We start from the raw sequence: 22,410 nt of genomic DNA, 5'->3' as shown, positions 1-22,410 counted from the left end.
GCTGGACTGTGTAGCATTAGGCTTTATCAAGACGCTTCATCTCGTCCACAGCCGCCGGTTGATTCCTCCTCCTGACTGAGTGCTTAAGTAGCCACAGCAAGCAGGACGCGTACGTCGCGGTCTCGGCCCAATTGGTCGCAATCGCCAGACACGGGAATGGCCAACCACTCCCGACGCACCTGACACCGACCGTGAGAAGTCGTGTGTGCCGAACGCCGTTTCCGGCAGCCCGGAAACCGACGGTACTACATGAAAAGAATGCTGATTAACGCAACTCAACCCGAAGAGTTGCGTGTTGCACTGGTAGATGGCCAGCGCCTCTACGACCTGGACATCGAATCCGGTGCACGCGAGCAGAAAAAAGCCAATATCTATAAAGGCAAGATCACTCGCATCGAACCAAGCCTTGAGGCTGCCTTTGTCGACTTCGGCTCTGAGCGCCACGGCTTCCTGCCCCTCAAAGAAATCTCCCGCGAATACTTCAAGAAAACCCCTGAAGGCCGCGTCAACATCAAGGACGTCCTGAGCGAAGGCCAGGAAGTCATCGTTCAGGTCGAGAAAGAAGAACGTGGCAACAAGGGCGCAGCCCTGACCACCTTCATCAGCCTGGCCGGTCGTTACCTCGTGCTGATGCCGAACAACCCGCGTGCCGGCGGTATCTCCCGTCGCATCGAAGGCGAAGAGCGCAACGAACTGCGTGAAGCGCTGAACGGTCTGGTTGCTCCAGCCGACATGGGCCTGATCGTGCGTACTGCCGGCCTTGGCCGCAGTAGCGAAGAAATGCAGTGGGACCTCGATTACCTGCTGCAACTCTGGACCGCCATCAAAGAAGCCTCGCTGGATCGCGCCGCGCCATTCCTGATCTACCAGGAAAGCAACGTGATCATCCGCGCCATCCGCGATTACCTGCGCCAGGACATCGGCGAAGTGCTGATCGACAGCGTTGAAGCCCAGGACGAAGCCCTGACCTTCATCCGCCAGGTGATGCCGCAGTACGCCAGCAAGATCAAGCTGTACGAAGACAGCGTTCCGCTGTTCAACCGTTTCCAGATCGAAAGCCAGATCGAGACCGCTTTCCAGCGCGTCGTCGAACTGCCTTCCGGCGGTTCCATCGTTATCGATCCGACCGAAGCCCTGGTGTCCATCGACATCAACTCGGCCCGCGCCACCAAAGGCAGCGACATCGAAGAAACCGCCCTGCAGACCAACCTTGAAGCGGCTGAAGAAATCGCCCGTCAGTTGCGTCTGCGCGACATCGGCGGCCTGATCGTCATCGACTTCATCGACATGACCCCTGCCAAGAACCAGCGCGCCGTGGAAGAGAAAGTCCGCGAATGCCTGGAAGCCGACCGCGCTCGCGTGCAGATCGGCCGTATCTCGCGCTTCGGCTTGCTGGAAATGTCCCGTCAGCGCCTGCGTCCATCGCTGGGCGAAAGCAGCGGCATCGTTTGCCCGCGTTGCAACGGCACCGGCATCATCCGCGACGTTGAATCGCTGTCGCTGGCGATCCTGCGCCTGATCGAAGAAGAAGCCCTGAAAGACCGCACCGCCGAAGTCCGCGCTCAGGTGCCGATCCCGGTTGCTGCGTTCCTGCTCAACGAAAAACGCAACTCGATCACCAAGATCGAACTGCGCACCCGTGCTCGCATCATCATTCTGCCGAACGATCACCTCGAAACGCCGCACTTCGAAGTTCAGCGTCTGCGTGATGACAGCCCGGAAGCCGCTACCGGCCAGTCGAGCTATGAAATTGCCGCCGCTGCTGCCGAAGTTGAAGAAGTTCAGCCAGCCGCCGCGACCCGCACTCTGGTTCGCCAGGAAGCTGCAGTGAAAACTGCTCCGGCCCGTGCCAATGCTCCGGTCCCGGCCGAAGTGGCTGCCCCGGCACCCGCTGCTGCGCCAGTTGCCATGCCAGAGCCAAGCCTGTTCAAAGGTCTGGTGAAGTCGCTGGTCAGCCTGTTCGCTACCAAAGAAGAGCCTGCTGCTCCGGTTGTGGTTGAGAAACCGGCCACCGAGCGTCCGGCCCGTAACGAAGAGCGTCGCAACGGTCGTCAGCAGAGCCGCAACCGTAACGGTCGCCGCGATGAAGAACGCAAGCCGCGCGAAGAACGTGCACCGCGTGAAGAACGCGCCCCACGCGAGCCGCGTGAAGAGCGTCAGCCACGTGAAGCCCGTGAAGTTCGCGAGCCTCGTGAAGCCCGCACCGAAGCGCCAGCCGCCCGCGAAGAACGCGCACCACGCGCCCCGCGTGAAGAGCGCGCACCACGTGCTCCACGTGAAGATCGCAAGCCACGTGGCGAGCGTGAAGAGCGTGTACGTGAACTGCGCGAGCCACTCGATGCCGTTCCAGCTGTAGCCGCCGCTGCTGCCGTGGCCGCTGAAGAGCGTCCGGCCCGTCAGCCGCGTGAAGAGCGCGCACCGCGCCCGCCACGTGAAGAGCGTCAACCGCGCGCCGAACAGGCCGCTGCTGCCGTTGCTGATGAAGAAGAAGTCATCAGCAACGAAGAGCAACTGCAGGAAGACGGTTCGGAGAGCGCCGAAGGCGATCGCCCACGTCGTCGCTCCCGCGGTCAGCGTCGTCGCAGCAACCGTCGCGAGCGTCAGCGTGATGCCAATGGCAACGTGATCGAAGGTTCGGAAGAGTCCGAGTCCGACGAAAACGCTGAAGGCCCGAGCACTGCCGATCTGGCTGCTGGCCTGGCCGTGACTGCCGCCGTAGCCAGCAGCGTGATCAGCGCTCCGGCTGAAGCACAAGCTCACGAGCAAGCCGAACGCGCCACCGCCGCTACTCTGGAAACTGCTCCAGTAGAAGCACCGGTTGTTGAAGCCACCACTCCAGTGGAAGTGACAGCAGCTCCGGAAGTTGAAGTAGCACCGGTTCGCGAAACCCAGGCTCAGTTTGAAGCGTTTGCTGAACCTGCCGCCGAACCTGCGGTAGTCGTCGAGGCACCAGTCGTCGTTGCAGAGCCGGTTGTCGAAACCGTATCTGAAACCGTGACCGAAACCGTGCGTGAAGTTCGCGAAGAGCAGACTGCATTCAACTGGGTTGCCGAGCCTGCCGCCGCTGAAACACCAGCGCCTGCATACGAAGCGCCAGTGGTTGAAGAAGCCAAGGTTGCCGAACCGGCTCCAGCGCCAGTCGTCGAGGCTCCAGTGGTTGCCGAAGCACCAGCTCCAGAAGTGGAAGTTGCTCCGGTCAGCGCCCTGGCAGCAAACGGCCGCGCACCAAACGACCCGCGTGAAGTGCGTCGTCGCAAGCGTGAAGAAGAGCGTCTGGCGAAGGAAGCCGAGCTGGCAGCAGCCTCTGCTCCGGTTGTTGCCGAGCCAGTGGTTGCTGAAGTGGTTGAGGCAGCTCCTGCCCCTACTGCTGAAGAAGCTGCGGTTGAATCGGTGATCGCCGAAGCGCCACGCTCCGTTCAGGACGCGGCACAGCAACACGAAGAGGCCCAGGAAAAAGAACACGAGCCTAAACCACTCGTCTGATTCCGTAAGCCACTAAAAAGCCCCGCCTGATTCGTCAGGCGGGGCTTTTTTATGCGGTTTGGAAGATCAAAAGATCGCAGCCTTCGGCAGCTGCTACAGGGGATCGCATTTACATGATCGTTCCCATTTAGAGCGTGGGTATGATCAATATCTGGAATGCGATCCCCTGTAGCAGCTGCCGAAGGCTGCGATCTTTTGACTTTGCTGTTACTTAAATACCAAAGCCTCAGGCACATCGATATCCCACAACACCCCGGGATCATCCACCGTCACCTCAACGACCCTTCCCTGCTTGAACAAGGGCCTGGCCCCGCGATCACCGCTCAACGCCAGCAACCCCGAACCAAACGAACGTCCAAACCCTACCGGATGCCCAAACTCGCCATCCTGCACCGGCACACTCACCGCATCGTCCGCCATCGACGCCACCACCCGCTCGATACTCGACGGCAAGATAAACGGCATATCCCCCAGCACGATCAGCCAGCCATCAACATCCGGACAAGCCGCCACGCCCGCGGCAATGCTGTCGCCCATGCCGGTCGACTCAATCGAGACCAGCTCACAGCCATAAGCCTGCGCCATGCGCATCGCCTGCGGCCGCGCTTCAGTCGTCACCAGCACGCGCTTGTCGAGACTGGCCGGCAGGTTCACCAGCACTTGCTCGATCACCGAACGCACGGCGCCATCGCGACCGGTGCAATCGGCCAGCAACTTGTCCTTGTCCGCGCCCGCCACTTGGCGAAAGCGGCTGCCCTCGCCTGCTGCCAATACGATCACCGCGATGGAATGACTCATGCGCCCTCCACTGACTTCTTCTGTTTCAACTCGACCCCGTTCTTGATTGCAACGATCTCCGCGAGCAAGGACAAGGCAATTTCCGCCGGCGAGTGACTGCCGATATGCAAACCGATCGGCCCGTGCAATCGCTTGATCGCCTCTACTGACAAGCCTAGCTGAGCCAGATTCTCCCGGCGTTTCTGACTGTTGACCCGCGAACCCAGTGCGCCGACATAAAAGGCCGGCGAATCGAGCGCGGTGAGCAACGCCATGTCGTCCAGCCGCGGGTCGTGGGTCAGCGCGACAATCGCCGTGCGCTCGTCGGTCTGGATGCTCAGCACCGCATCGTCCGGCATACCCGGAACGAAACGACCATGCTGTTCTTCCCAGCCATAGACGAACTCGGTGCGCGGATCGCAGATCAGCACCTCGAAATCCAGTAGCCGCGCCATGTCCGCGACATATCGTGACAATTGCCCGGCGCCGATCAACAGCAGACGCCAGCGCGGGCCGTAAATCGCGCGCAGGGTTTTGCCATCGAACGCCAGCGAGTCGGATTTGCTCGCGGGCGCCAACACCACTTCACCCGTTTCAATGTTCAACTCACGGGCAACGATCTCGTGGGCTTCACATCGCGCAAGCAGTTCGGCGACCCACGCCGGGTCGCCGACCCGCTCTTCTGTCAGGCGCAACGTGCCACCACAAGGCAGGCCGAACCGCGCCGCCTCTTCACGCGTGACGCCATAGGTGATCAGTTGCACCGGTGGCCCGTTGGTAGCAATGCGCCCGTCGTGCAGCCGGGCGATCAAGTCATCCTCGACACAGCCGCCGGACACCGAGCCAATTACCACACCATCCTCGCGCAAGGCGAGCATGGCGCCGGGCGACCGCGGCGCCGTGCCCCAGGTCTGCACCACGCTGAACAGCACAACGCGCTGACCGGCGCGGCGCCATTCGAGCACGCTGCGCAGGACATTCAGATCAACGCTGTCCATCAGGCTTGTGCCTTCTGCCAGCCCTGCAACTGATAACGCACCGGCAGGTTGCGGATGCGTTTGCCGGTAGCGGCGAAGATCGCATTGCACAGTGCCGGCGCAATTGGCGGTACGCCCGGCTCACCGACGCCGCCCAACGGCACATCGCCCGGTGGTGTGACCAGATGCACGGCAACTTCCTTCGGCGCCAGCGACATGCGCGCCACTTCGTACATATGGAAATTGTCCTGCTGGACCTTGCCGTCCTTGAAGCTGATTTCACCCAGCACGGCATTGCTCAGGCCCATCACGCAAGCGCCTTCGAACTGCGAGCGGATACGTTCAGGATTGATCTGCGGCCCGCAATCCACGGCGATGTCGGCCTTGTGCACGATCAGCGTGCCATCGTCCTTGACCTCGACTTCAATCACCGCCGCCACGTAAGTGACGAAACTGTAATGCACCGCCAGCCCCAGGCCACGACCCTTTGGCAGTTGACGACCCCAACCGGCTGCCTTGGCCGCGGTTTCCAGCACTGCGCGCATACGACCGGTGTCGATCGGATAACGCTCAGGGGATTCGCCGTAGTTCCACTCTTCGCTCAAGGTGCGCGGGTCGATCTGCCGGTCCGGGCCAAGCAGCTTGATCTGATATTTGAGTGGATCCACACCGGCCTTGTGCGCCAGTTCATCGACGAAACTCTGGATCGCGAAACCATGAGGAATGTTCGACACCGAGCGATACCAGCCGACCCGCGTGTGCACCCTCGCTTCCGGGTTTTCCAGACGCACATTGGGAATTGCGTAGGCCATGTTGGTGAAGCCCATGCCCAGTTCGAACGCCGCTTCATGGTTCATGCCCGGCGCAAACAGCGCGGTGATGCTCGGCGCCACGGTGCGATGCAACCAGCCGGACGGCATGCCGTCCTTGCCCACGCCCGCCTTCAGGTATTCGGCGGACACGGTATGGAAATACGAGTTGTGCACGTCGTCCTCGCGCGTCCACTGCACCCGCACTGCCTTGCCAGGAAACTCCTTGGCGAGGATGGCCGCTTCAATGACGAAGTCCGGTTTCGACTTGCGCCCGAAACCACCACCCAGCAGCGTCACATTGACGGTGACGTTATCGAATGGCAGCCCCAGGCGCTCGGCGATGCGCTCACGCGTCACCTGCGGTGCCTGACTCGGCGCCCACGCCTCGCAAACGCCGTTGTTGAAACGGGCGATGGCCACCATCGGCTCCATCGGTGCCTGCGCCAGATGCGGCAAATAATAAGAGGCTTCCAAGGTGCTGGCAGCACTGCTCAGCGCCTTGTCGATATCGCCGGTGTTGCGCACCACTTTGCCGGGCTTCAGCGACGCCGCTTCCAGCTCCTTGCGATAAGCGATCGAGTCGTAACTGGCGTTCGGGCCGTCGTCCCACTCGATCTTCAGCGCCTCGCGGCCCTTGATTGCCGCCCAGGTGTTGCTGGCAACCACGGCAACACCGCCCAACGGTTGAAACTCCGAAGGCAGTGGACGGCCTTCGATCTGCATGACTTTTATCACGCCGGGCACTTTCAGCGCCGCGCTGTCATCCACGGATTTGACCTTGCCGCCGTACACCGCTGGACGGGCGATGGTCGCGTACAGCATGCCGTCGAAATGCACGTCGGCGCCGTATACCGCGCGGCCTTTGACGATGTCGTCACCGTCGATGGCTTTGGTACCTTCCTTGCCGATGTAGCGAAATTCCGACGGCTGCTTGAGGCGCAGACTGTCGCGCGCCGGTACCCCCAACGCACTGGCCGCAGCGGCGAGCTCGCCATAACCCAGCTCACGCCCGGACGGCTTGTGAATGACTTTGTGCAATTGCGCATGACATTCGCCCACCGGCACTTTCCATTGCGCAGCCGCCGCTTGCTCAAGCATCGTACGGGCTGCCGCGCCGCAACGGCGCATCGGCTCGTACCAGTGACGCATGCTGCGCGAACCGTCGGTGTCCTGATTGCCGAAACGCACTTCATCGCCCGGCGCCTGCTGCACTTTGACGTGCGCCCAATCAGCTTCCAGTTCGTCGGCGACAACCATGGTCAGACTGGTGCGCACGCCCTGGCCCATCTCGGAGCGGTTGCACACGACAGTCACCGTGCCGTCGCTGGCGATGCTGACGTAGACCTTCGGATCATCGATCCAGCCGTTGGGCATGCCATCGGCACCGAACTGTTTCGGCTTGTCTTCGGCGAACGCATCCTGCCAACCCCAGCTCGCCGCCAGCACCAATGCACCAGTGGCGGTTGCGCCTTTAAGGAAGCCACGGCGACTGAGATTGCTCAGAGCGAAATCATTCGGCAGGCGACTCATGCCTTGGCCTCCTTCAGGTGGGTGGAAGCCTGGCGAATTGCGGTTTTGATCCGGTTATAGGTGCCGCAGCGGCAAATGTTGCCGACCATGGCCTCTTCGATCTGCTCGTCGCTCGGGTTTGGATTGGTTTTGAGCAACGCCGTGGCCGACATGATCTGCCCGCCCTGACAAAAACCGCACTGGGCCACGGCGCTGTCGAGCCAGGCTTGCTGGACGACTTGCCCGACCGGGTCAGCGTGCAGGTTGTCGATAGTGGTGACGTTCTGGCCGACTACCGAGCCGATCGGCGTGATGCAACTGCGCGCCGGCAAACCATCGATATGAATGGTGCACGCGCCGCACAGGCCCATGCCGCAACCGAATTTGGTGCCGTTGTAACCGGCGACATCACGAATCGCCCACAACAGCGGCATGTCTTCGGTGACATCGAGTGGATGGTCTTGGCCATTGAGTTTCAGGGTAATCATGGGCACGCCCGCATATTTTTGGAGGTTATGGGGTCGAGCAATCTGCCGCCGGAAAGTCAGCGGTGGGTTCGCGCAGATCGACTCAGGCTAATGGGCTCTCTTGTGCCGACGGGAAGGTCTGCACCGGGCATTTGGTGGAGCAAATGAACAGCATCGTTAGCTCGCTAAGTTAAGCCAGCATTAACAAAAAAGCCCTGCACTTTTTAATCAGTGCAGGGCTTTGGATGACGCTCAGCAAGCGTAGCTTCAATAGCGGTTGGGCTCCATTTCCAGTTCGACATTGAAACGTTCGCTAATGTCTTTCTGAATACGCTGCGCCAAGTCGAGCAACTGCAGGCCGGTCGCCGCGCCGTAGTTGACCAGCACCAGCGCCTGCAATTTATGCACGCCGGCATCGGCCTCACGAAACCCCTTCCAGCCGGCGCGTTCGATCAGCCAACCGGCGGCGAGTTTCATCTGCCCGTCCGGTTGGGCGTAGGCCACCAGATCCGGATGCTGCGCCTTGATCTGCGCCACCAGCGCTGCCGGTACCAACGGATTCTTGAAGAAGCTGCCGGCATTGCCGAGCACCGCCGGGTCCGGCAGTTTTTCGCTGCGGATGCTGCAGATTGCGCGGCTGACGTCAGTGGGCGTCGGTTGCTCGATGCCCTGTTCGGTCAGGCGCTGACGCACCGGGCCGTATTCCAGATGCAGATGCGCGACGCGGTCGAGCGTAAAACGCACGCGCAGAATCAGCCAACGCCCCGGTTGCTGCTTGAACACACTGTCACGGTAGGCAAAGTTGCATTCTTCCAGACTGAAGTCGCGCAGTTCGCCCGTCTGGCGATCCAGCGCGGTGAGCCCGGCGAATACATCCTTGATCTCGACGCCGTAGGCACCGATGTTTTGCATCGGCGCAGCGCCAACGGTGCCAGGGATCAGGCTGAGATTTTCCAGTCCGGAAAAACCCTGCGCCAACGTGTGCTGCACAAAGGGATGCCACGGCTCGCCCGCTTCGGCTTCGATCACCACGCGACTGCCGTCATCGCTGATCACGCGGATACCGCGCGTGGCCATGCGCAGCACCAGCGCCTTAATGTCAGCGGTCAGCAGCAAGTTGCTGCCGCCACCGATTACCAGCAAAGGCACATCGTGAGACTCGGCATACGCCAGCGCTTCGCGGACATCGGCGTCGCAGTGGGCTTCGGCGAACAGCTGCGCGTGAACGTCCACGCCAAAACTGTTGAACGGTTTCAGGGAAACCCGGGATTGCACCAGCAGACTCATAACCGGCCCTTCACTTCGATCAGCAGTTGGTCACAGGCCGCTTCGATCAGATCCAGCACCTGCTCGAAGCCCTGGTCGCCGTCGTAATACGGATCCGGCACTTCATCGACGACACCGGCATAACGACGCAGGAAAAGATCCAGCTCGGCCTTGCCAGTGGACGGTTGCAGCGCCTTGAGGTTGCGCAGGTTGCTGTTGTCCATGGCCAGGATCAAATCGTAACTGGCGAAATCGGCACGGCTGACTTGCTGCGCGCGTTGCGCCGACAAATCATATCCGCGCACCTTGGCCGCAGCCTGGCTGCGTTTGTCCGGCGAGTTGCCAACGTGCCAGTCACCGGTGCCGGCGGAGGCCACTTCGACCTGATCCGCAAGCCCCGCTTCACGCAGCTTGCGGCGCAACACGCCTTCGGCGGTGGGTGACCGGCAAATGTTGCCCAGGCACACGAACAAAACCCGCATCAGGCCTCCAGCAGGCGACGAACGCGCTCGAGGTCTTCGACTGTGTCAACGCCGGTTGGCGGCGCGATCAGTGCGTCGGCGACATGAATGCGCACGCCGTGCCACAGGGCACGCAGTTGCTCCAGCGATTCAGTGTTTTCCAGCCAGCACGGGCCCCAACTGACGAAGTCCTGGAGGAACCCGGCGCGGTAGGCATAAATGCCGATGTGGCGACGATAAGGCACGCCATCAGGCAACTGCTCGCGGCTCTTGGCAAACGCATCGCGGGCCCACGGCAAGGTTGCACGGCTGAAGGTCAGCGCCAAGCCATTAAGGTCGCTGACGACCTTGACCACGTTCGGGTTGAACAGGGTTTCCACGTCTTCGATCGGCTCGGCCAGCGTGGCCATGCGCGCTTCAGTGTGGGCCGCGAGGTTGGCGGCGACCTGATCGATCACGCTTGGCGGAATCAGCGGCTCGTCGCCCTGCACGTTGACCACGATCGCGTCAGGCTCAAGGCCCAGTTTCGCCGCGACTTCGGCCAGACGATCGGTGCCGGAGTTGTGATCTTCACGGGTCAGCACCACTTCGGCGCCAAAGCTTTTGCAGGCCTCGACGATGCGCGGATCGTCGGTTGCCACTACCACACGAGTGGCGCTGCTCTTGCTCGCCTGTTCCCAGACGTGCTGGATCATCGGCTTGCCGGCAATGTCCAGCAGCGGTTTACCCGGCAGCCGGGTCGACGCGTAACGCGACGGAATGACAACGGTGAAGGCAGTGGTCATTTATCCAGACGCTCATCGGTGGTCAGGGTGCGGGCTTCACTTTCGAGCATGACCGGGATGCCGTCACGGATCGGGTACGCCAGGCCGGCGCCCTTGCTGATCAGTTCGGTCTTGTCGGCGCTGAGCTTGAGCGGGCCTTTGCAGATAGGGCACGCGAGGATGTCGAGCAATTTGGTGTCCATGAACATTCCCTGGATAAAAGAGTTAAGGCAAAAGACGATCCGGCATCAGGCGCATCAGCTGTGTGTCGAACCAGGCCACGAAGGCCGGCGACGGCACGGCATCGACCGCCAGATACCACCAGTCGGCAGCCGCGAAGGCACGGCACTTCACCGCGTCCTTTTCAGTCATCACCAACGGCAATGACGGTGTGAAATTCAAGGCCTGCACGCTGTACTCGGCGTGGTCGGCAAACGCATGAGGGACTGGTCGCCAGTCTAGCGCTTCGAGGGTATTGAAGAAACGTTGCGGATTACCGATCCCGGCCACTGCATGCAGCGCCTGACCGCCCGAAAAATGATCGAGCGGCTTGCGTTCGCCACTGCGCAGATTGATCAGCGCGGTGGGTTGCAGGCGGAAAGCGAAACCGTCGTCGCGGTCCTCGGTGGCACCGTTGAACAGCACACCGTCAACGCTTTGCAGACGTTCGATCGGCTCGCGCAACGGACCTGCCGGCAAGCAGCGTTTATTGCCCAGGCCACGAGCGGCGTCGATCAGCACCAGTTCCAGATCCCGCGCCAGGCGGTAGTGCTGCATGCCGTCGTCGGAGAGGATCAGATCCAGCGGTTCACTGGCGCACAAGGCTCTGACGGCGGCGCTGCGATTGGGGTCGATCATCAGCGGCACGCCGGTTCGTTGCACGATCAGCAATGGTTCGTCGCCAGCAATGTCGGCGCTTTGATCGGCCTCGACTCGCCAGGGCAACTGCGGCGGTTTGGCGCCGTAACCACGACTGACCACGCCGACGCGCAAACCGCTGCGGCGACAATGTTCGATCAACCAGAGGATCATCGGCGTCTTGCCGGTGCCGCCAACCGTGATGTTGCCCACCACAATCAATGGCACCGGCGGCTGATAGATTTCGCCTTCACCGTCGAGAAAACGCTGGCGCTTGCCGATGACGACGCGCCGATAAAGCATTTCCAGCGGCCGCAACAGCGTCAGGGCCGGGTGCCCCTGATACCACGCGGCAAGCAAACGATCGGACAGGCTCATCAGGATTTAGGCGCCGCCTCGACCGTGGTCATGCGCAGATGGCTGAAACCGAGCTTGCCGGCCGCGTCCATGGCAGTGATCACTGATTGATGCTGAGCCTTGCCATCGGCACTGATCGACAACGGCATGTTGGTATCGCCGTTGGATTCCTTCTGCATGGCTTCCATCAACGTCGCCAGATCGTTTTTCGGCAGAATCTTGTTATTCACCGAAAACACGCCTTCGGCGCTGATGGCGATATCCAGTTGCTTGAGTTGCTGATCTTCGGCCGGCGAGCCGCTGACCGCTTCCGGCAGATCCACGCGCAATTGGGTTTCGCGAGTAAATGTGGTGGTCACGACGAAAAACAGCAGGAGGATGAACACCACGTCGATCAGCGACGCGAGGTTGATGTCTACGGTTTCCCGGGGTTTGCGACGGAATTTCACGCGCGGCCCTCAGCCAGGTCGACGTCACGGTCGCCCTGCACCACTTCAACCAGTTTGATCGCTTCCTGCTCCATGCCCACCACCAGTTCATCGATGCGGCGTTGCAGGAAACGGTGGAAGAACACGGCCGGAATACCGACCATCAGACCCGCAGCCGTGGTAATCAGCGCTTTGGAGATACCACCGGCCAGAACCGAGGCGTTGGTGGTCATGCCGGAACCGGTGAACGCGCTGAAAATGTCGATCATGCCGAGCACGGTGCCGAGCAAACCCAGCAACGGTGCCATGGCGGCGATGGTGCCGAGTGCATTGATGTAGCGTTCGAGCTCGTGAATGACCCGGGCGGCGGCCTCTTCGATGCACTCTTTCATGATCTCGCGACCATGCTTGGAGTTGGCCAGGCCTGCGGCGAGGATTTCCCCCAGCGGCGAATTGGCGCGCAATTCCTTGAGTTTTTCTTTATTGAGCTGCTTGTCCTTGATCCAGACCCAGACCTGGCCCAACAAGTGCTCGGGGGTGACGCGACTGGCGCGCAGGGTCCACAGGCGCTCGGCGACAATCGCCATGGCCGCGATGGAACTCAGAATGATCGGCAGCATCATCCAGCCGCCGGATTTGACCAATTCCCACACAGTGACAGTCCCCTCGAAAAAGTGCGCCACTTTACCATACCGGTTCGCGATTAAGACCCGCCGCTCCGACGACCGTGATGTCGCCTTCACGCTTGCCCCGTTCAATGGGAGGACAGCGGCGGTTCACGCCAGAAACGCGGGTACTGGCGCATTGTCCACGGTGGTTTGAACGTGCCCAGTTGCAGATGAATGGCACCTTGCTCGGCGCTGTCGTAGATACGCAGGCCCTGCTGTCGATAACGCGCCATGACAATCGGATGCGGATGGCCGAACGAGTTGCCCTGGCCAAGGGATATCAAGACGGCATTGGGTTTCAACGCTTTGAGCAGTGCCATCGACGATGAACTGCGGCTGCCGTGGTGCGGGGCTTGCAGCCATTGCGTTGCTACGTTCAGAGGGCTTTGCAGCAAGACTCTTTCAGCGTGTGTATCAATATCGCCGGTCAGCAGCAGGCGCTCGCCATTGGCCTCGATCTGCAACACGCAGGAGCGCTGATTGCTGTCGTGAGCGTCCGCCCATTGCCAGAGTTGAAAACTGACACCGTCCCACTGCCATTGCTGGCCACTTTCACACGCCTGCGCGTTGAGTTCGGCTGGCAGCCCCGGCGGATCGCCGCTGATGACTTGCTTCACCTGCAAACGGCGCGCAACGGCCAAAGCACCACCGGCATGATCGGCGTCGGCATGGCTGAGCAGCATCAGGTCCAGTGTCTCGACATTCAGTTTGCGCAAGGCCGGCAGGACAACACGCTCGCCAAGATCGAAATCGCGAAACCGCGGCCCGGCATCGTAGAGCAGCGCGTGATGACGAGTACGGATCAGAATCGCCAGGCCTTGGCCGACATCGAGTTGCCAGACATCGGCCAGTCCGGCGTCCAGCCGCTCCCGTGGCGGCACGACCAGAATCAACAATAATGGCCAGCCCAACGGACGCAGGGGCACGCCCCGCGGTAGCAACAACAGCACGGCACCGAGGCTGCCGATAGCCAACGCCCACGCGGGAAGCGACGGCGTAATCCACGCCGGCCACTGTCCGGCGATCAGCGCCAGGCCTTGGAACAGCCAGTCGATCAAACCGCCCGCCAGCCACAACAGCCCTTCGCCGACATACGGCACTGGCAACAACAGCGTCCCGAGCAATGCCGGGGGCAGTACCACCAGACTGACCCAAGGCACCGCCAGCAAATTCGCCAACGGCCCACTGAGGCTGATCGGCAGATTCAGCGCCAACAACATCGGGCAGAGACCAATCGCGATCAACCATTGCGCCCGCGTCCAGGTCTGCCACCAGCGCCATGCCCCGAGACGCCCGCCAAAGGTGAAGATCAGCACCGCCACCGCCGCGAAGGACAACCAGAAACCGGGGCGCAGACTGGCCAGCGGATCCAGCAACAGCACGCCATTGAACGCCAGCAACAGTGGCCACCAGGCGCCGAGATGGCGAAAGCGCAGACGCCACAACAGTACCAGCCCGACCATCACGCAGGCCCGTCGCACCGGCACATCAAATCCGGCGAGTAACCCGTAACCGAGTGCCGCGGCGAAGGCCAGGCCACAGGCCCAAGGCAGCCACGGCCACCGCAGCGGCCACAGACCATATCGGGCCAGCCCGGCGACCAGCAAGTACATCACCGCCGCCAGCATTCCAATGTGCTGGCCGGAAATCACCAGCAAATGCACGGTGCCGGTGTCCTGCAAAATCTGCCAATCCTCGCGACTCAGGCCCGAGCCATCGCCCAGCACCAGCGCCGCCAGCGCCCCACCCCGGCCCTGCGCGTCGACCGCCAGCAAGCGCTGACGAATGCTGTCGCGCCACGCCCATCGCGCTTCGCCAAGACGCTGACCCTCCTTGATCGTGCCCGTGGCACCGATGCGTTGTACGAGTAGCCAGGCTTCGTAATCAAAGGCGTCCGCATTGAGTAACCCGTTTGGGCGCTTGAGCTTGACCGCCAGGCGCCAGCGTTCGCCACTGCTGACCGGCGGCCCGGCGTACCAGGCCAGGCGCATCAGTGACGGCAGTTTGCCGTGGCGCGAATGGGCGTCCGCCAATTCGAAACGAACCACGCCGTCGCTGTTTTGCGGCAACCCGACTACCCGCCCTTCGAGCCAACGGGTTTCGCCATCCAGAGCCACCGGCAAGCGATCCTGCAACGCCCAATGCGCGCTGACGCAAGCCCAGGTGAAACCAAAAAGCAGAAAAGCCAATGGGTAGCTGCGAAACGGCAGCAGCATCAAAGCCACGACCGCCAGCAACACCATCAACCAGACCGGCGGTAACGCCGGCATAAATATCGCAGCAAGCAAACCGACTGCCAGCGCCATCATCCCTGTGCGCATAAGCCCGTCCTTGAGAGTCCCGAACTTAGGCATAGCGGGTATTTGGCACGACCGCCGTCAACAATTGTCACAAAGTCTGAATGGGCCGTTCATGGAATCCAGACATACTTGCCGCCTTAACCGACCGAGAAGCCTTATGCCCCGGCGCTTATTCAAACGTTACATGCCCGACCCGACGAGCATCAGGGAACACAAATCCTTACGCTTTCTCGGCAAGTTGCTGCATGACCCAAACCTCTGGCACCTCAATCGCCACTCGGTGGCCCGAGCGATGGCGGTTGGGCTGTTCGCCGCTTTCCTGCCGATTCCCGCTCAGATGCTGGTTGCCGCGGCACTGGCCGTGGTAGTGCGAGGCAACATGCCGATTGCCGTCAGCCTGGTGTGGCTGACCAATCCGATCACCATGCCGGCGGTGTTTTTCTGCACCTATCAGACCGGCGCCTGGTTGATGGACGTGCCGGCGCGGCACTTGCCGGATGAGCTGACCTGGGAATGGATCAGCGGTGAACTGTCGACGCTGTGGCAACCGTTTTTGCTGGGCTCGGTCGTGGTCGGACTGGTGCTTGGCGTCATCGCCTATTTCGGCGTGATGATGTACTGGCGCTGGTGGGTGTCCAGGCAATGGGCGCGGCGCAAGAAAAAACGCATGTCCTGAATGCAAAACGGCCTCCGCAATGGAGGCCGTTTTTTGTGTTGCCTGAACTGACAACAATCCCACTGTAGGAGCTGCCGAAGGCTGCGATCCTTTGATCTTGCATTTAAAAGCCAGATCAAAAGATCGCAGCCTTCGGCAGCTCCTACATGTGCGTATTACGTGCGCATCCCGCGCCCACTCACCAGCAACCGCGCACAGCCGATATACAGCACCACCGTCGCCACCAGCATGAACGTGATCGCGATGCCGATGCGGATATCCGACACTCCGAGAATGCCGTAACGGAACGCATTGACCATGTGCAACACCGGGTTAGCCATCGACACGGTCTGCCAGAACGGCGGCAGCAGGGTGATCGAGTAAAACACGCCACCCAGATACGTCAGGGGTGTCAGCACGAAGGTCGGGATGATCGAAATATCATCGAAGTTGCGCGCAAACACGGCGTTGATGAAGCCCAGCAGCGAGAAAATCGTCGCCGTCAGCACCACCACCAGAATGGTCACACCCAGGTGATGCACCTGCAAATCAGTAAAGAACAGCGACAGGATGGTCACGATCACCCCGACCATCAAACCGCGCAGCACGCCGCCGCAGGTGTAGCCGATCAAGATCGTGTGCGGCGAAACCGGCGAAACCATCAGCTCTTCAATCGAGCGCTGGAATTTGCTGCCGAAGAAGCTCGAGACCACGTTGCCATAGGAGTTGGTGATCACCGACATCATGATCAGCCCCGGCACGATGTACTCCATATAAGTGAAGCCGCCCATCTCGCCGATCTGCCGACCGATCAGATTGCCGAAGATCACGAAGTACAAAACCATGGTGATCGCCGGCGGCAGCAGCGTCTGCGGCCAGATCCGCGTGAAGCGTTTGACCTCGCGGTAAACGATGGTCTGGAGGGCGACGAGGTTTGGACGTAACTCGGAACTCATACCGCCACCTTCGACAGATTTTTCTCCACCAGGGACACGAACAACTCCTCGAGGCGATTGGTTTTGTTACGCAGGCTCAGCACTTCGATGTTCTGCAACGCCAATTGGCCGAACAGCGCGGTAATGCCCATCGATTTGTCGACCTGGACTTCCAGCGTGTGCGCATCCACCAGACGAGCCGGATAGCCGACCAGTTGCGGTGCGGCAGCCAGATCACCTTTGAGGTCGAGCAGGAAGGTTTCCACATGCAACTGACCGAGCAGCTGACGCATGCTGGTGTTCTCGACAATGGTGCCGTGGTCGATGATGCCGATGTTGCGGCACAGTTGCTCGGCCTCTTCCAGATAGTGCGTGGTGAGGATGATGGTGATGCCTTTCTCATTCAGTTCGGTGAGGAACGTCCACATCGAACGGCGCAGCTCGATGTCGACCCCGGCAGTCGGTTCGTCAAGGATCAGCAGACGCGGCTCATGCACCAGCGCGCGGGCAATCATCAGCCGCCGCTTCATGCCGCCGGACAGCGAACGCGACGGCACATCGCGCTTGTCCCACAGACCGAGCTGGGTCAGGTACTGCTCGGCGCGTTCCTTGGCGATCTTCGCCGGAATGCCGTAGTAACCGGCCTGGGTCACGACGATGTCGAAAGTCTTTTCGAACTGGTTGAAGTTGAATTCCTGGGGCACCACGCCAATCGAGCGCTTGAGCTGCGCAGGATTCTTGTCCAGGTCATGACCGAAGATATTCACCGTGCCGCTGGTCTTGTTCACCAGGGTCGAAAGAATGCCGATGGTCGTGGATTTGCCGGCGCCGTTAGGGCCGAGCAAGGCGAAAAAGTCACCTTCGGCGACGTCCAGATCGATACCACTCAAGGCCTGGAACCCGTTGCCGTAGGTTTTGGTTAGCTGCCGGATGGACAGAGCGGAACTCATATCTGATTTACGCACCATGGTGAAGGGAAGAAAGACTGAATAAGGGCACGCGACGGCGAATTCAACCGCGGCGCAAGAGCGCAATGGTGCGTGCCGCCGCCGCACAAGTACAGTCAAGTGTGTCGATAGTAGGTATTAAGTCAACGCGGTCATAACTGCTTTGCGGTACGCCGGACGCTGCTTCAGGCGCTCGTACCAGGCTTGCAGATGAGGCTGCGGCGCACGCTCGATGGGCATCTCGAACCAGGCATAAATGAAACTGCCGAGCGGGATATCGCCCATGCCGATTTCGTCACCGGACAAGTAAGCTTGGTCGGCGAGGGCCTGATCGGCCATGGCCAGCAACTCGGTGCATTCCTTGATTGCGGCGCGAATGGCTGGCCAGTCCTGCTGCTCGGCCGGGGTGCGCACCACGCCCCAGAACACGGTGCGGAAGGGGCCGGCAAAACTCGAAGTGGTCCAGTCCATCCACTTGTCGGCGACAGCGCGGGCTCGCGGATCGGCGGAGTACCACGCGCTGTTCGGTGCATGTTTTGCCAGCAGATAACGGACGATGACGTTGGATTCCCACAGCACGAAACCGTCATCTTCGATCACCGGCACCCGACCATTCGGGTTCATCGCCCGATACTCGGGCGTGTCGACGACGCCAAATGCGCCACCGGCATCAATCGCCTCGTAAGCCAGGCCCAATTCCTCGGCAGCCCACAGTGGCTTCCTGACATTCGATGAGTTTTTCCGTCCCCAGATCTTCAGCATGACCGCCTCTTTGCACATGAGTGGGCAGGCAGCATACGCCGGATCAGAGACGGCTTACATCACTGTGCATGTCACCCAACAGTTGCGGCTGATGATCGCCGAACAGGTGCGGATAGCATTTTTCCAGGTGTTCGAAGAAGAAGGTTTCCGGCACATCAGTGAACTGGCCATGATCGACCAGATACTCCATCAGTTGCGCGCCGTCACGGTTGAACGGGTGGAAAACACTGTCATTGATGCCGTCGAATTCCAGCGGTGCGACGTTGAACATCTCGCAGAGTTGCTGGTTGAACGCCGGGGTCGCCTTGACCCAGCGACCGTTCAGAAACAGCTCCGTGTAGCCGTGCATGGCGAACACATCGCTTTTCAGCAATTCAAGCAAACGCGGGGTCGACAGGTGATTTCTGACATCGGCCAGCCCGATGCGCGCAGGAATACCGCAATGGCGTGCGCAACCGGCAAGCAGCGTGGCTTTGGGTACGCAATAGCTCTCCCCCGCTGCCAGCGCATAGCTGCCGCACAAAGTTTGCGGGTCACGGCTGAAGGTGTAGGGGTTGTAACGCACTGCCTCGCGCACGGCGTAATAAAGGCTGATCGCCTGCTCACGCGGATCGCGGCTGACACCACGATGTCGTTCGGCGAACTCCACCACCGCCGGGTGGTCACTATCGATGAAGCGGCCGGAACTCAGATACTCGCGCATGACGACAGATCTCCTGGGTGAGCCTCGAGTCTAGCGACAGCTCAAGCACAGAGATAACGACGTTTCGGCCAAACTTGGACGCAAAGGCGCGGAATAAGCGAACGATTTCCCACACGTGTTGCCCACCGAACCTACGAAAACCATCCGGGGTTTCCCACGATTTCAATCACCTTGCTCTGACCACCCGGTTTCGCAGATGCCGTCTAAGCTGTGGAGGGTCGATTTGCCTTGGTTCACGGAGGACTGAAATATGCTGTTGTTGTGGATACTGGTTTTGATCATTGGTGTGGCGTACCTCGCCCACCGGCGCATCGCCCCGCTGCCCGCGCTGGGCATCGTTGCCGTCTACCTTTTGGCAATGGGGATTTTCGGCCACGCGCCAGGCTTGCTGCTGCTGGTGCTCTGGGTCGTATTGGCGGTCGTTGCAGCACCTTTGCTGTTGCCCGATCTGCGCCGCAAGCATTTCAGCGCGCCGCTGTTCAACTGGTTCCAGAAAACCCTGCCGCCGATGTCGCAGACCGAACGCGACGCGATCGATGCTGGCACCGTTTGGTGGGATGGCGAGCTGTTCAGTGGTCGTCCGGACTGGGACAAATTGCTGGCCTATCCCAAGGTTCAATTGAGCGAAGAAGAACAGGCGTTCATTGATGGCCCGACCGAAGAACTCTGCGCAATGGTCACGGACTGGCAGATCGGCCAGTCGATGGACCTGCCGCCAGAAGCCTGGACGCACATCAAGGAGCACGGCTTCTTCGCCCTGATTATTCCCAAGGAATTCGGCGGCAAAGGCTTTTCGGCTTATGCCCACTCGCAAGTGGCCATGAAACTCGCCACGCGCAGCGGCGACCTCGCTTCCACCGTGATGGTGCCCAACTCCCTCGGCCCGGCCGAATTGCTGCTGCATTACGGCACCGATGAACAACGTAATCACTACTTGCCACGGTTGGCCCGTGGCGACGACATTCCTTGCTTCGCCCTCACCGGACCACTGGCCGGTTCCGACGCTGGCGCGATGCCCGACACCGGGATCATCTGCAAAGGCCAATGGGAAGGCGAGGAAGTTCTCGGTCTGCGCCTGAACTGGGAAAAGCGCTACATCACCCTCGGCCCGGTAGCCACCCTGCTCGGCCTCGCGTTCAAGGCTTATGACCCGGATCACCTGCTGGGCGACAAGACCGACCTCGGTATCAGCCTGGCGCTTATCCCAACCGACACGGCGGGCGTGGAAATCGGTCGTCGTCACCTGCCACTTGGCGCCGCGTTCATGAACGGGCCGAACTCGGGCAAAGACGTGTTCATCCCGCTGGACTTCCTCATCGGCGGTCAGGAAATGCTCGGCAAAGGCTGGATGATGCTGATGAACTGCCTGTCGGTCGGCCGTTCTATCTCGCTGCCGGCAGTGGGCACCGGCGCAGCCAAGTTCACCAGCCTGGTAACCGGCCAGTACGCGCAGATTCGTGAGCAATTCAACGTGCCGCTGTCGGCATTCGAAGGTATTCAGGAAGCGCTGGCGCGCATCGGCGGTAACGCGTGGATGATGGACGCCGCGCGGATGCTCACCGCCAACGCGGTGGATCTGGGCGAGAAACCTTCGGTGCTGTCAGCGATCCTCAAGTATCACCTCACCGAACGCGGTCGCGAATGCATCAGCCACGCCATGGATGTACACGGCGGCAAAGCGATCATCATGGGCCCGAACAATTACCTGGGACGCAGCTGGAACGGTGCACCGATCTTCATCACTGTGGAAGGCGCGAACATTCTCTCGCGCAACCTGATGATCTTCGGCCAGGGTGCGATTCGCTGCCATACGTTCGTGCTCAAGGAAATGGCTCTGGCGGGTCGCGAGGACAAGGATCAGGCACTGAAAGAATTCGATGGCCTGCTGCTCAAACACATCGGCTTCGCCGTGAGCAATGCCGCCAGTACGCTGGTTCTGAACCTGGGCTTCGGTCATTTCGAAAAAGCACCGGGCGACAAGATCAGTCAGGGCTACTTCCGTGCACTCAATCGTCAGGCGGCTGCGTTCGCCATGCTCGCCGACTTCAGCATGATGCTGCTGGGCGGCGAACTGAAACGTCGCGAACGCCTGTCGGCACGTCTGGGTGATGTATTGAGCAATCTGTATCTGGCTTCCGCTGCGCTCAAGCGTTATCACGATCTGGATTCGCCGGCCTACATGGAGCCGTTGTTCAGATGGGCCATGGAAGAAAGCCTCGGCCAGTCGGAACGAGCGCTGGATGAACTGCTGAGCAACTTCCCGAACAAGGTCTTCGGCTGCCTGTTGCGCGTGATCGTGTTCCCGTTCGGTCGTCGTCATAAAGGCCCGTCGGACAAACTCGGTGCCGAAGTGGCAGGTGTCATCGGCCGCGCCAAAGGTGATCCGGCGCTGGAAGAACTGCTTGCCGGCTGCTATCGCCCGCAATCGGCGGACGATGCTGTCGGTGCGCTGCAACACGCCAGCGATCTGCTGAATGCCGCGCAGCCACTGCACAAAAAACTGCACACTTCGTTGAAAAGCGGCCAGGTCAAACCGGTGGCGGGCGAACACGCCATTGATGCGGCGCTGGAAGCAGGTGTGTTGCAACCGCTTGAAGCGCAGAGCCTGCGCGATGCCGAAGCAGCACGGCGCAAGGTGATCGATGTCGATGACTTCGACAAAGAGGAACTGGAGCTGGCAGAGGGCAAAGTGCGCTGATCGCCGCAACCGCCTGACCGTTACCCGTGAAAAAAGGGCGCAGGAGCTTTATACTCCTGCGCCCGTTTTGCTCTTGAGGACTTATCTCGTGTCCAACGTCGTTGCCGATCATCTTGTGTTACTCGACCATCTGCGCAGTATTCTGGTCGCCGTAGGTGAGGCCGAACAGGTTCCCGAAGAAAGCCATGCCTTGTTCCTGGAGCGCTTCGACGAATTGCTCGCTTCACTGCCGATCGAACCGATCGAAAGCCAATACCTGGGCCAGGACATCCTGACTCAAGTGATCAGCCGTTATCCGCAAATTGCCCACCTGATCCCGCGCGATCTGCTGTGGTTCTTTGCTGGCGATTGCCTGCACTACCTGTCCGATGAAGAGATCGACATGTATCAGGCTCTGGAAGAACGTCGCTTCGAGGCTGAACAGAACGATGAGCCGTTCGACTGGAATCAGGAAAAACAGCTGATGGCGATGTCTGCTCAGGACAGCAAGCACTGATTTTTATCTGCTGAAGATCAAAAGATCGCAGCCTTCGGCAGCGCCTACAGGAGAATACGTTCCCATGTAGGAGCTGCCGAAGGCTGC

At 60.6% G+C, this 22,410-nt stretch carries 20 protein-coding genes; 4 read left to right on the top strand and 16 right to left on the bottom strand.

Features of this window, described 5'->3' with window-relative positions; all coding sequences use genetic code 11:
* Positions 1 to 249: 249 nt before the first annotated feature.
* Positions 250 to 3,483 carry a ribonuclease E gene (rne, locus tag ICA15_RS16230; RefSeq protein WP_210554030.1) on the top strand — a complete coding sequence of 1,078 codons (3,234 nt, stop codon included), beginning with the start codon at positions 250 to 252 and terminating at the stop codon, positions 3,481 to 3,483.
* A gap of 207 nt (positions 3,484 to 3,690) precedes the next feature.
* Here the strand turns inward: rne and ICA15_RS16225 are convergent, their stop codons facing one another.
* The 12 genes from ICA15_RS16225 to ICA15_RS16170 all read right to left on the bottom strand — a co-directional run bounded on the left by ICA15_RS16225 (position 3,691) and on the right by ICA15_RS16170 (position 15,148).
* On the bottom strand, positions 3,691 to 4,281 hold the full coding sequence (locus ICA15_RS16225; RefSeq protein WP_210554031.1) for a nucleotidyltransferase family protein: 591 nt from the start codon (positions 4,279 to 4,281) through the stop codon (positions 3,691 to 3,693).
* A complete protein-coding gene (locus ICA15_RS16220) occupies positions 4,278 to 5,258 on the bottom strand; it encodes an XdhC family protein (protein ID WP_210554032.1) in 981 nt (326 codons plus the stop codon). Before ICA15_RS16220 ends, ICA15_RS16225 begins: the two co-directional genes overlap by 4 nt.
* Positions 5,258 to 7,579, bottom strand: a complete 2,322-nt coding sequence (locus tag ICA15_RS16215) for a xanthine dehydrogenase family protein molybdopterin-binding subunit (RefSeq protein ID WP_210554033.1) — start codon at positions 7,577 to 7,579, stop codon at positions 5,258 to 5,260. Before ICA15_RS16215 ends, ICA15_RS16220 begins: the two co-directional genes overlap by 1 nt.
* Positions 7,576 to 8,046 (bottom strand): (2Fe-2S)-binding protein, encoded by a 471-nt coding sequence (locus ICA15_RS16210; RefSeq protein WP_123466814.1) that lies wholly within the window; start codon positions 8,044 to 8,046, stop codon positions 7,576 to 7,578. The genes ICA15_RS16215 and ICA15_RS16210 overlap by 4 nt, the downstream gene beginning before the upstream one ends.
* A gap of 246 nt (positions 8,047 to 8,292) precedes the next feature.
* Positions 8,293 to 9,312 carry a UDP-N-acetylmuramate dehydrogenase gene (murB, locus tag ICA15_RS16205; protein WP_210554034.1) on the bottom strand — a complete coding sequence of 340 codons (1,020 nt, stop codon included), beginning with the start codon at positions 9,310 to 9,312 and terminating at the stop codon, positions 8,293 to 8,295.
* Complete coding sequence (locus ICA15_RS16200; RefSeq protein ID WP_150616026.1) at positions 9,309 to 9,773, bottom strand: low molecular weight protein-tyrosine-phosphatase; 465 nt, start codon at positions 9,771 to 9,773, stop codon at positions 9,309 to 9,311. The genes murB and ICA15_RS16200 overlap by 4 nt, the downstream gene beginning before the upstream one ends.
* Entirely contained in the window at positions 9,773 to 10,537 is a 765-nt protein-coding gene (gene kdsB, locus ICA15_RS16195) for a 3-deoxy-manno-octulosonate cytidylyltransferase (RefSeq protein ID WP_150616027.1), read from the bottom strand. The genes ICA15_RS16200 and kdsB overlap by 1 nt, the downstream gene beginning before the upstream one ends.
* Entirely contained in the window at positions 10,534 to 10,719 is a 186-nt protein-coding gene (locus ICA15_RS16190; RefSeq protein ID WP_003174668.1) for a Trm112 family protein, read from the bottom strand. The genes kdsB and ICA15_RS16190 overlap by 4 nt, the downstream gene beginning before the upstream one ends.
* Before the next feature lie 22 nt (positions 10,720 to 10,741).
* Positions 10,742 to 11,752: a tetraacyldisaccharide 4'-kinase gene (gene lpxK / locus ICA15_RS16185; RefSeq protein ID WP_210554035.1), complete on the bottom strand. Its 1,011-nt coding sequence runs from the start codon at positions 11,750 to 11,752 to the stop codon at positions 10,742 to 10,744.
* Positions 11,752 to 12,180, bottom strand: coding sequence for an ExbD/TolR family protein (locus ICA15_RS16180; protein WP_150605215.1), 429 nt, complete (start codon positions 12,178 to 12,180; stop codon positions 11,752 to 11,754). Before ICA15_RS16180 ends, lpxK begins: the two co-directional genes overlap by 1 nt.
* Positions 12,177 to 12,812, bottom strand: a complete 636-nt coding sequence (locus tag ICA15_RS16175; RefSeq protein WP_042560451.1) for a MotA/TolQ/ExbB proton channel family protein — start codon at positions 12,810 to 12,812, stop codon at positions 12,177 to 12,179. The genes ICA15_RS16180 and ICA15_RS16175 overlap by 4 nt, the downstream gene beginning before the upstream one ends.
* Positions 12,813 to 12,913: 101 nt before the next feature.
* A complete protein-coding gene (locus ICA15_RS16170) occupies positions 12,914 to 15,148 on the bottom strand; it encodes a DNA internalization-related competence protein ComEC/Rec2 (protein ID WP_210554036.1) in 2,235 nt (744 codons plus the stop codon).
* A gap of 136 nt (positions 15,149 to 15,284) precedes the next feature.
* Here ICA15_RS16170 and ICA15_RS16165 point away from each other — a divergent pair, with 136 nt between their 5' ends.
* Positions 15,285 to 15,803 (top strand): DUF2062 domain-containing protein, encoded by a 519-nt coding sequence (locus tag ICA15_RS16165; RefSeq protein ID WP_150616030.1) that lies wholly within the window; start codon positions 15,285 to 15,287, stop codon positions 15,801 to 15,803.
* Between the two features lie 155 nt (positions 15,804 to 15,958).
* Here ICA15_RS16165 and ICA15_RS16160 read toward each other — a convergent pair whose 3' ends face one another.
* From ICA15_RS16160 to ICA15_RS16145, 4 genes are all read right to left on the bottom strand, one after another.
* Complete coding sequence (locus ICA15_RS16160) at positions 15,959 to 16,738, bottom strand: ABC transporter permease (RefSeq protein ID WP_150605213.1); 780 nt, start codon at positions 16,736 to 16,738, stop codon at positions 15,959 to 15,961.
* Positions 16,735 to 17,667, bottom strand: a complete 933-nt coding sequence (locus ICA15_RS16155) for an ABC transporter ATP-binding protein (protein WP_150605212.1) — start codon at positions 17,665 to 17,667, stop codon at positions 16,735 to 16,737. The genes ICA15_RS16160 and ICA15_RS16155 overlap by 4 nt, the downstream gene beginning before the upstream one ends.
* A 135-nt stretch (positions 17,668 to 17,802) precedes the next feature.
* Positions 17,803 to 18,426 (bottom strand): glutathione S-transferase family protein, encoded by a 624-nt coding sequence (locus tag ICA15_RS16150; protein WP_210554037.1) that lies wholly within the window; start codon positions 18,424 to 18,426, stop codon positions 17,803 to 17,805.
* A gap of 43 nt (positions 18,427 to 18,469) precedes the next feature.
* Complete coding sequence (locus ICA15_RS16145; protein WP_210554038.1) at positions 18,470 to 19,129, bottom strand: transglutaminase-like domain-containing protein; 660 nt, start codon at positions 19,127 to 19,129, stop codon at positions 18,470 to 18,472.
* A gap of 250 nt (positions 19,130 to 19,379) precedes the next feature.
* Between ICA15_RS16145 and ICA15_RS16140 the strand changes: the two genes are divergently transcribed.
* Together ICA15_RS16140 and ICA15_RS16135 are read left to right on the top strand one after the other, a co-directional pair.
* Positions 19,380 to 21,827, top strand: coding sequence for an acyl-CoA dehydrogenase (locus tag ICA15_RS16140; protein WP_210554039.1), 2,448 nt, complete (start codon positions 19,380 to 19,382; stop codon positions 21,825 to 21,827).
* Positions 21,828 to 21,915: 88 nt separating this feature from the next.
* Entirely contained in the window at positions 21,916 to 22,323 is a 408-nt protein-coding gene (locus tag ICA15_RS16135) for a PA2817 family protein (RefSeq protein WP_150605208.1), read from the top strand.
* Positions 22,324 to 22,410: the final 87 nt, after the last annotated feature.

The organism is Pseudomonas sp. P116 (assembly GCF_020149425.1).
GTDB lineage: Bacteria > Pseudomonadota > Gammaproteobacteria > Pseudomonadales > Pseudomonadaceae > Aquipseudomonas > Aquipseudomonas anatoliensis.
The sequence above is the reverse complement of the archived record's forward strand: the minus strand, read 5'-3'. Positions and strand labels throughout refer to the sequence as shown.

Excerpts from the sequence above, each read along its gene's own strand:
- rne (WP_210554030.1), top strand. The coding sequence starts at position 250 with ATGAAAAGAATGCTGATTAACGCAACTCAACCCGAAGAGTTGCGTGTT.
- ICA15_RS16225 (WP_210554031.1), bottom strand. The coding sequence starts at position 4,281 with ATGAGTCATTCCATCGCGGTGATCGTATTGGCAGCAGGCGAGGGCAGC.
- ICA15_RS16220 (WP_210554032.1), bottom strand. The coding sequence starts at position 5,258 with ATGGACAGCGTTGATCTGAATGTCCTGCGCAGCGTGCTCGAATGGCGC.
- ICA15_RS16215 (WP_210554033.1), bottom strand. The coding sequence starts at position 7,579 with ATGAGTCGCCTGCCGAATGATTTCGCTCTGAGCAATCTCAGTCGCCGT.
- ICA15_RS16210 (WP_123466814.1), bottom strand. The coding sequence starts at position 8,046 with ATGATTACCCTGAAACTCAATGGCCAAGACCATCCACTCGATGTCACC.
- murB (WP_210554034.1), bottom strand. The coding sequence starts at position 9,312 with ATGAGTCTGCTGGTGCAATCCCGGGTTTCCCTGAAACCGTTCAACAGT.
- ICA15_RS16200 (WP_150616026.1), bottom strand. The coding sequence starts at position 9,773 with ATGCGGGTTTTGTTCGTGTGCCTGGGCAACATTTGCCGGTCACCCACC.
- kdsB (WP_150616027.1), bottom strand. The coding sequence starts at position 10,537 with ATGACCACTGCCTTCACCGTTGTCATTCCGTCGCGTTACGCGTCGACC.
- ICA15_RS16190 (WP_003174668.1), bottom strand. The coding sequence starts at position 10,719 with ATGGACACCAAATTGCTCGACATCCTCGCGTGCCCTATCTGCAAAGGC.
- lpxK (WP_210554035.1), bottom strand. The coding sequence starts at position 11,752 with ATGAGCCTGTCCGATCGTTTGCTTGCCGCGTGGTATCAGGGGCACCCG.
- ICA15_RS16170 (WP_210554036.1), bottom strand. The coding sequence starts at position 15,148 with ATGCGCACAGGGATGATGGCGCTGGCAGTCGGTTTGCTTGCTGCGATA.
- ICA15_RS16165 (WP_150616030.1), top strand. The coding sequence starts at position 15,285 with ATGCCCCGGCGCTTATTCAAACGTTACATGCCCGACCCGACGAGCATC.
- ICA15_RS16160 (WP_150605213.1), bottom strand. The coding sequence starts at position 16,738 with ATGAGTTCCGAGTTACGTCCAAACCTCGTCGCCCTCCAGACCATCGTT.
- ICA15_RS16155 (WP_150605212.1), bottom strand. The coding sequence starts at position 17,667 with ATGAGTTCCGCTCTGTCCATCCGGCAGCTAACCAAAACCTACGGCAAC.
- ICA15_RS16150 (WP_210554037.1), bottom strand. The coding sequence starts at position 18,426 with ATGCTGAAGATCTGGGGACGGAAAAACTCATCGAATGTCAGGAAGCCA.
- ICA15_RS16145 (WP_210554038.1), bottom strand. The coding sequence starts at position 19,129 with ATGCGCGAGTATCTGAGTTCCGGCCGCTTCATCGATAGTGACCACCCG.
- ICA15_RS16140 (WP_210554039.1), top strand. The coding sequence starts at position 19,380 with ATGCTGTTGTTGTGGATACTGGTTTTGATCATTGGTGTGGCGTACCTC.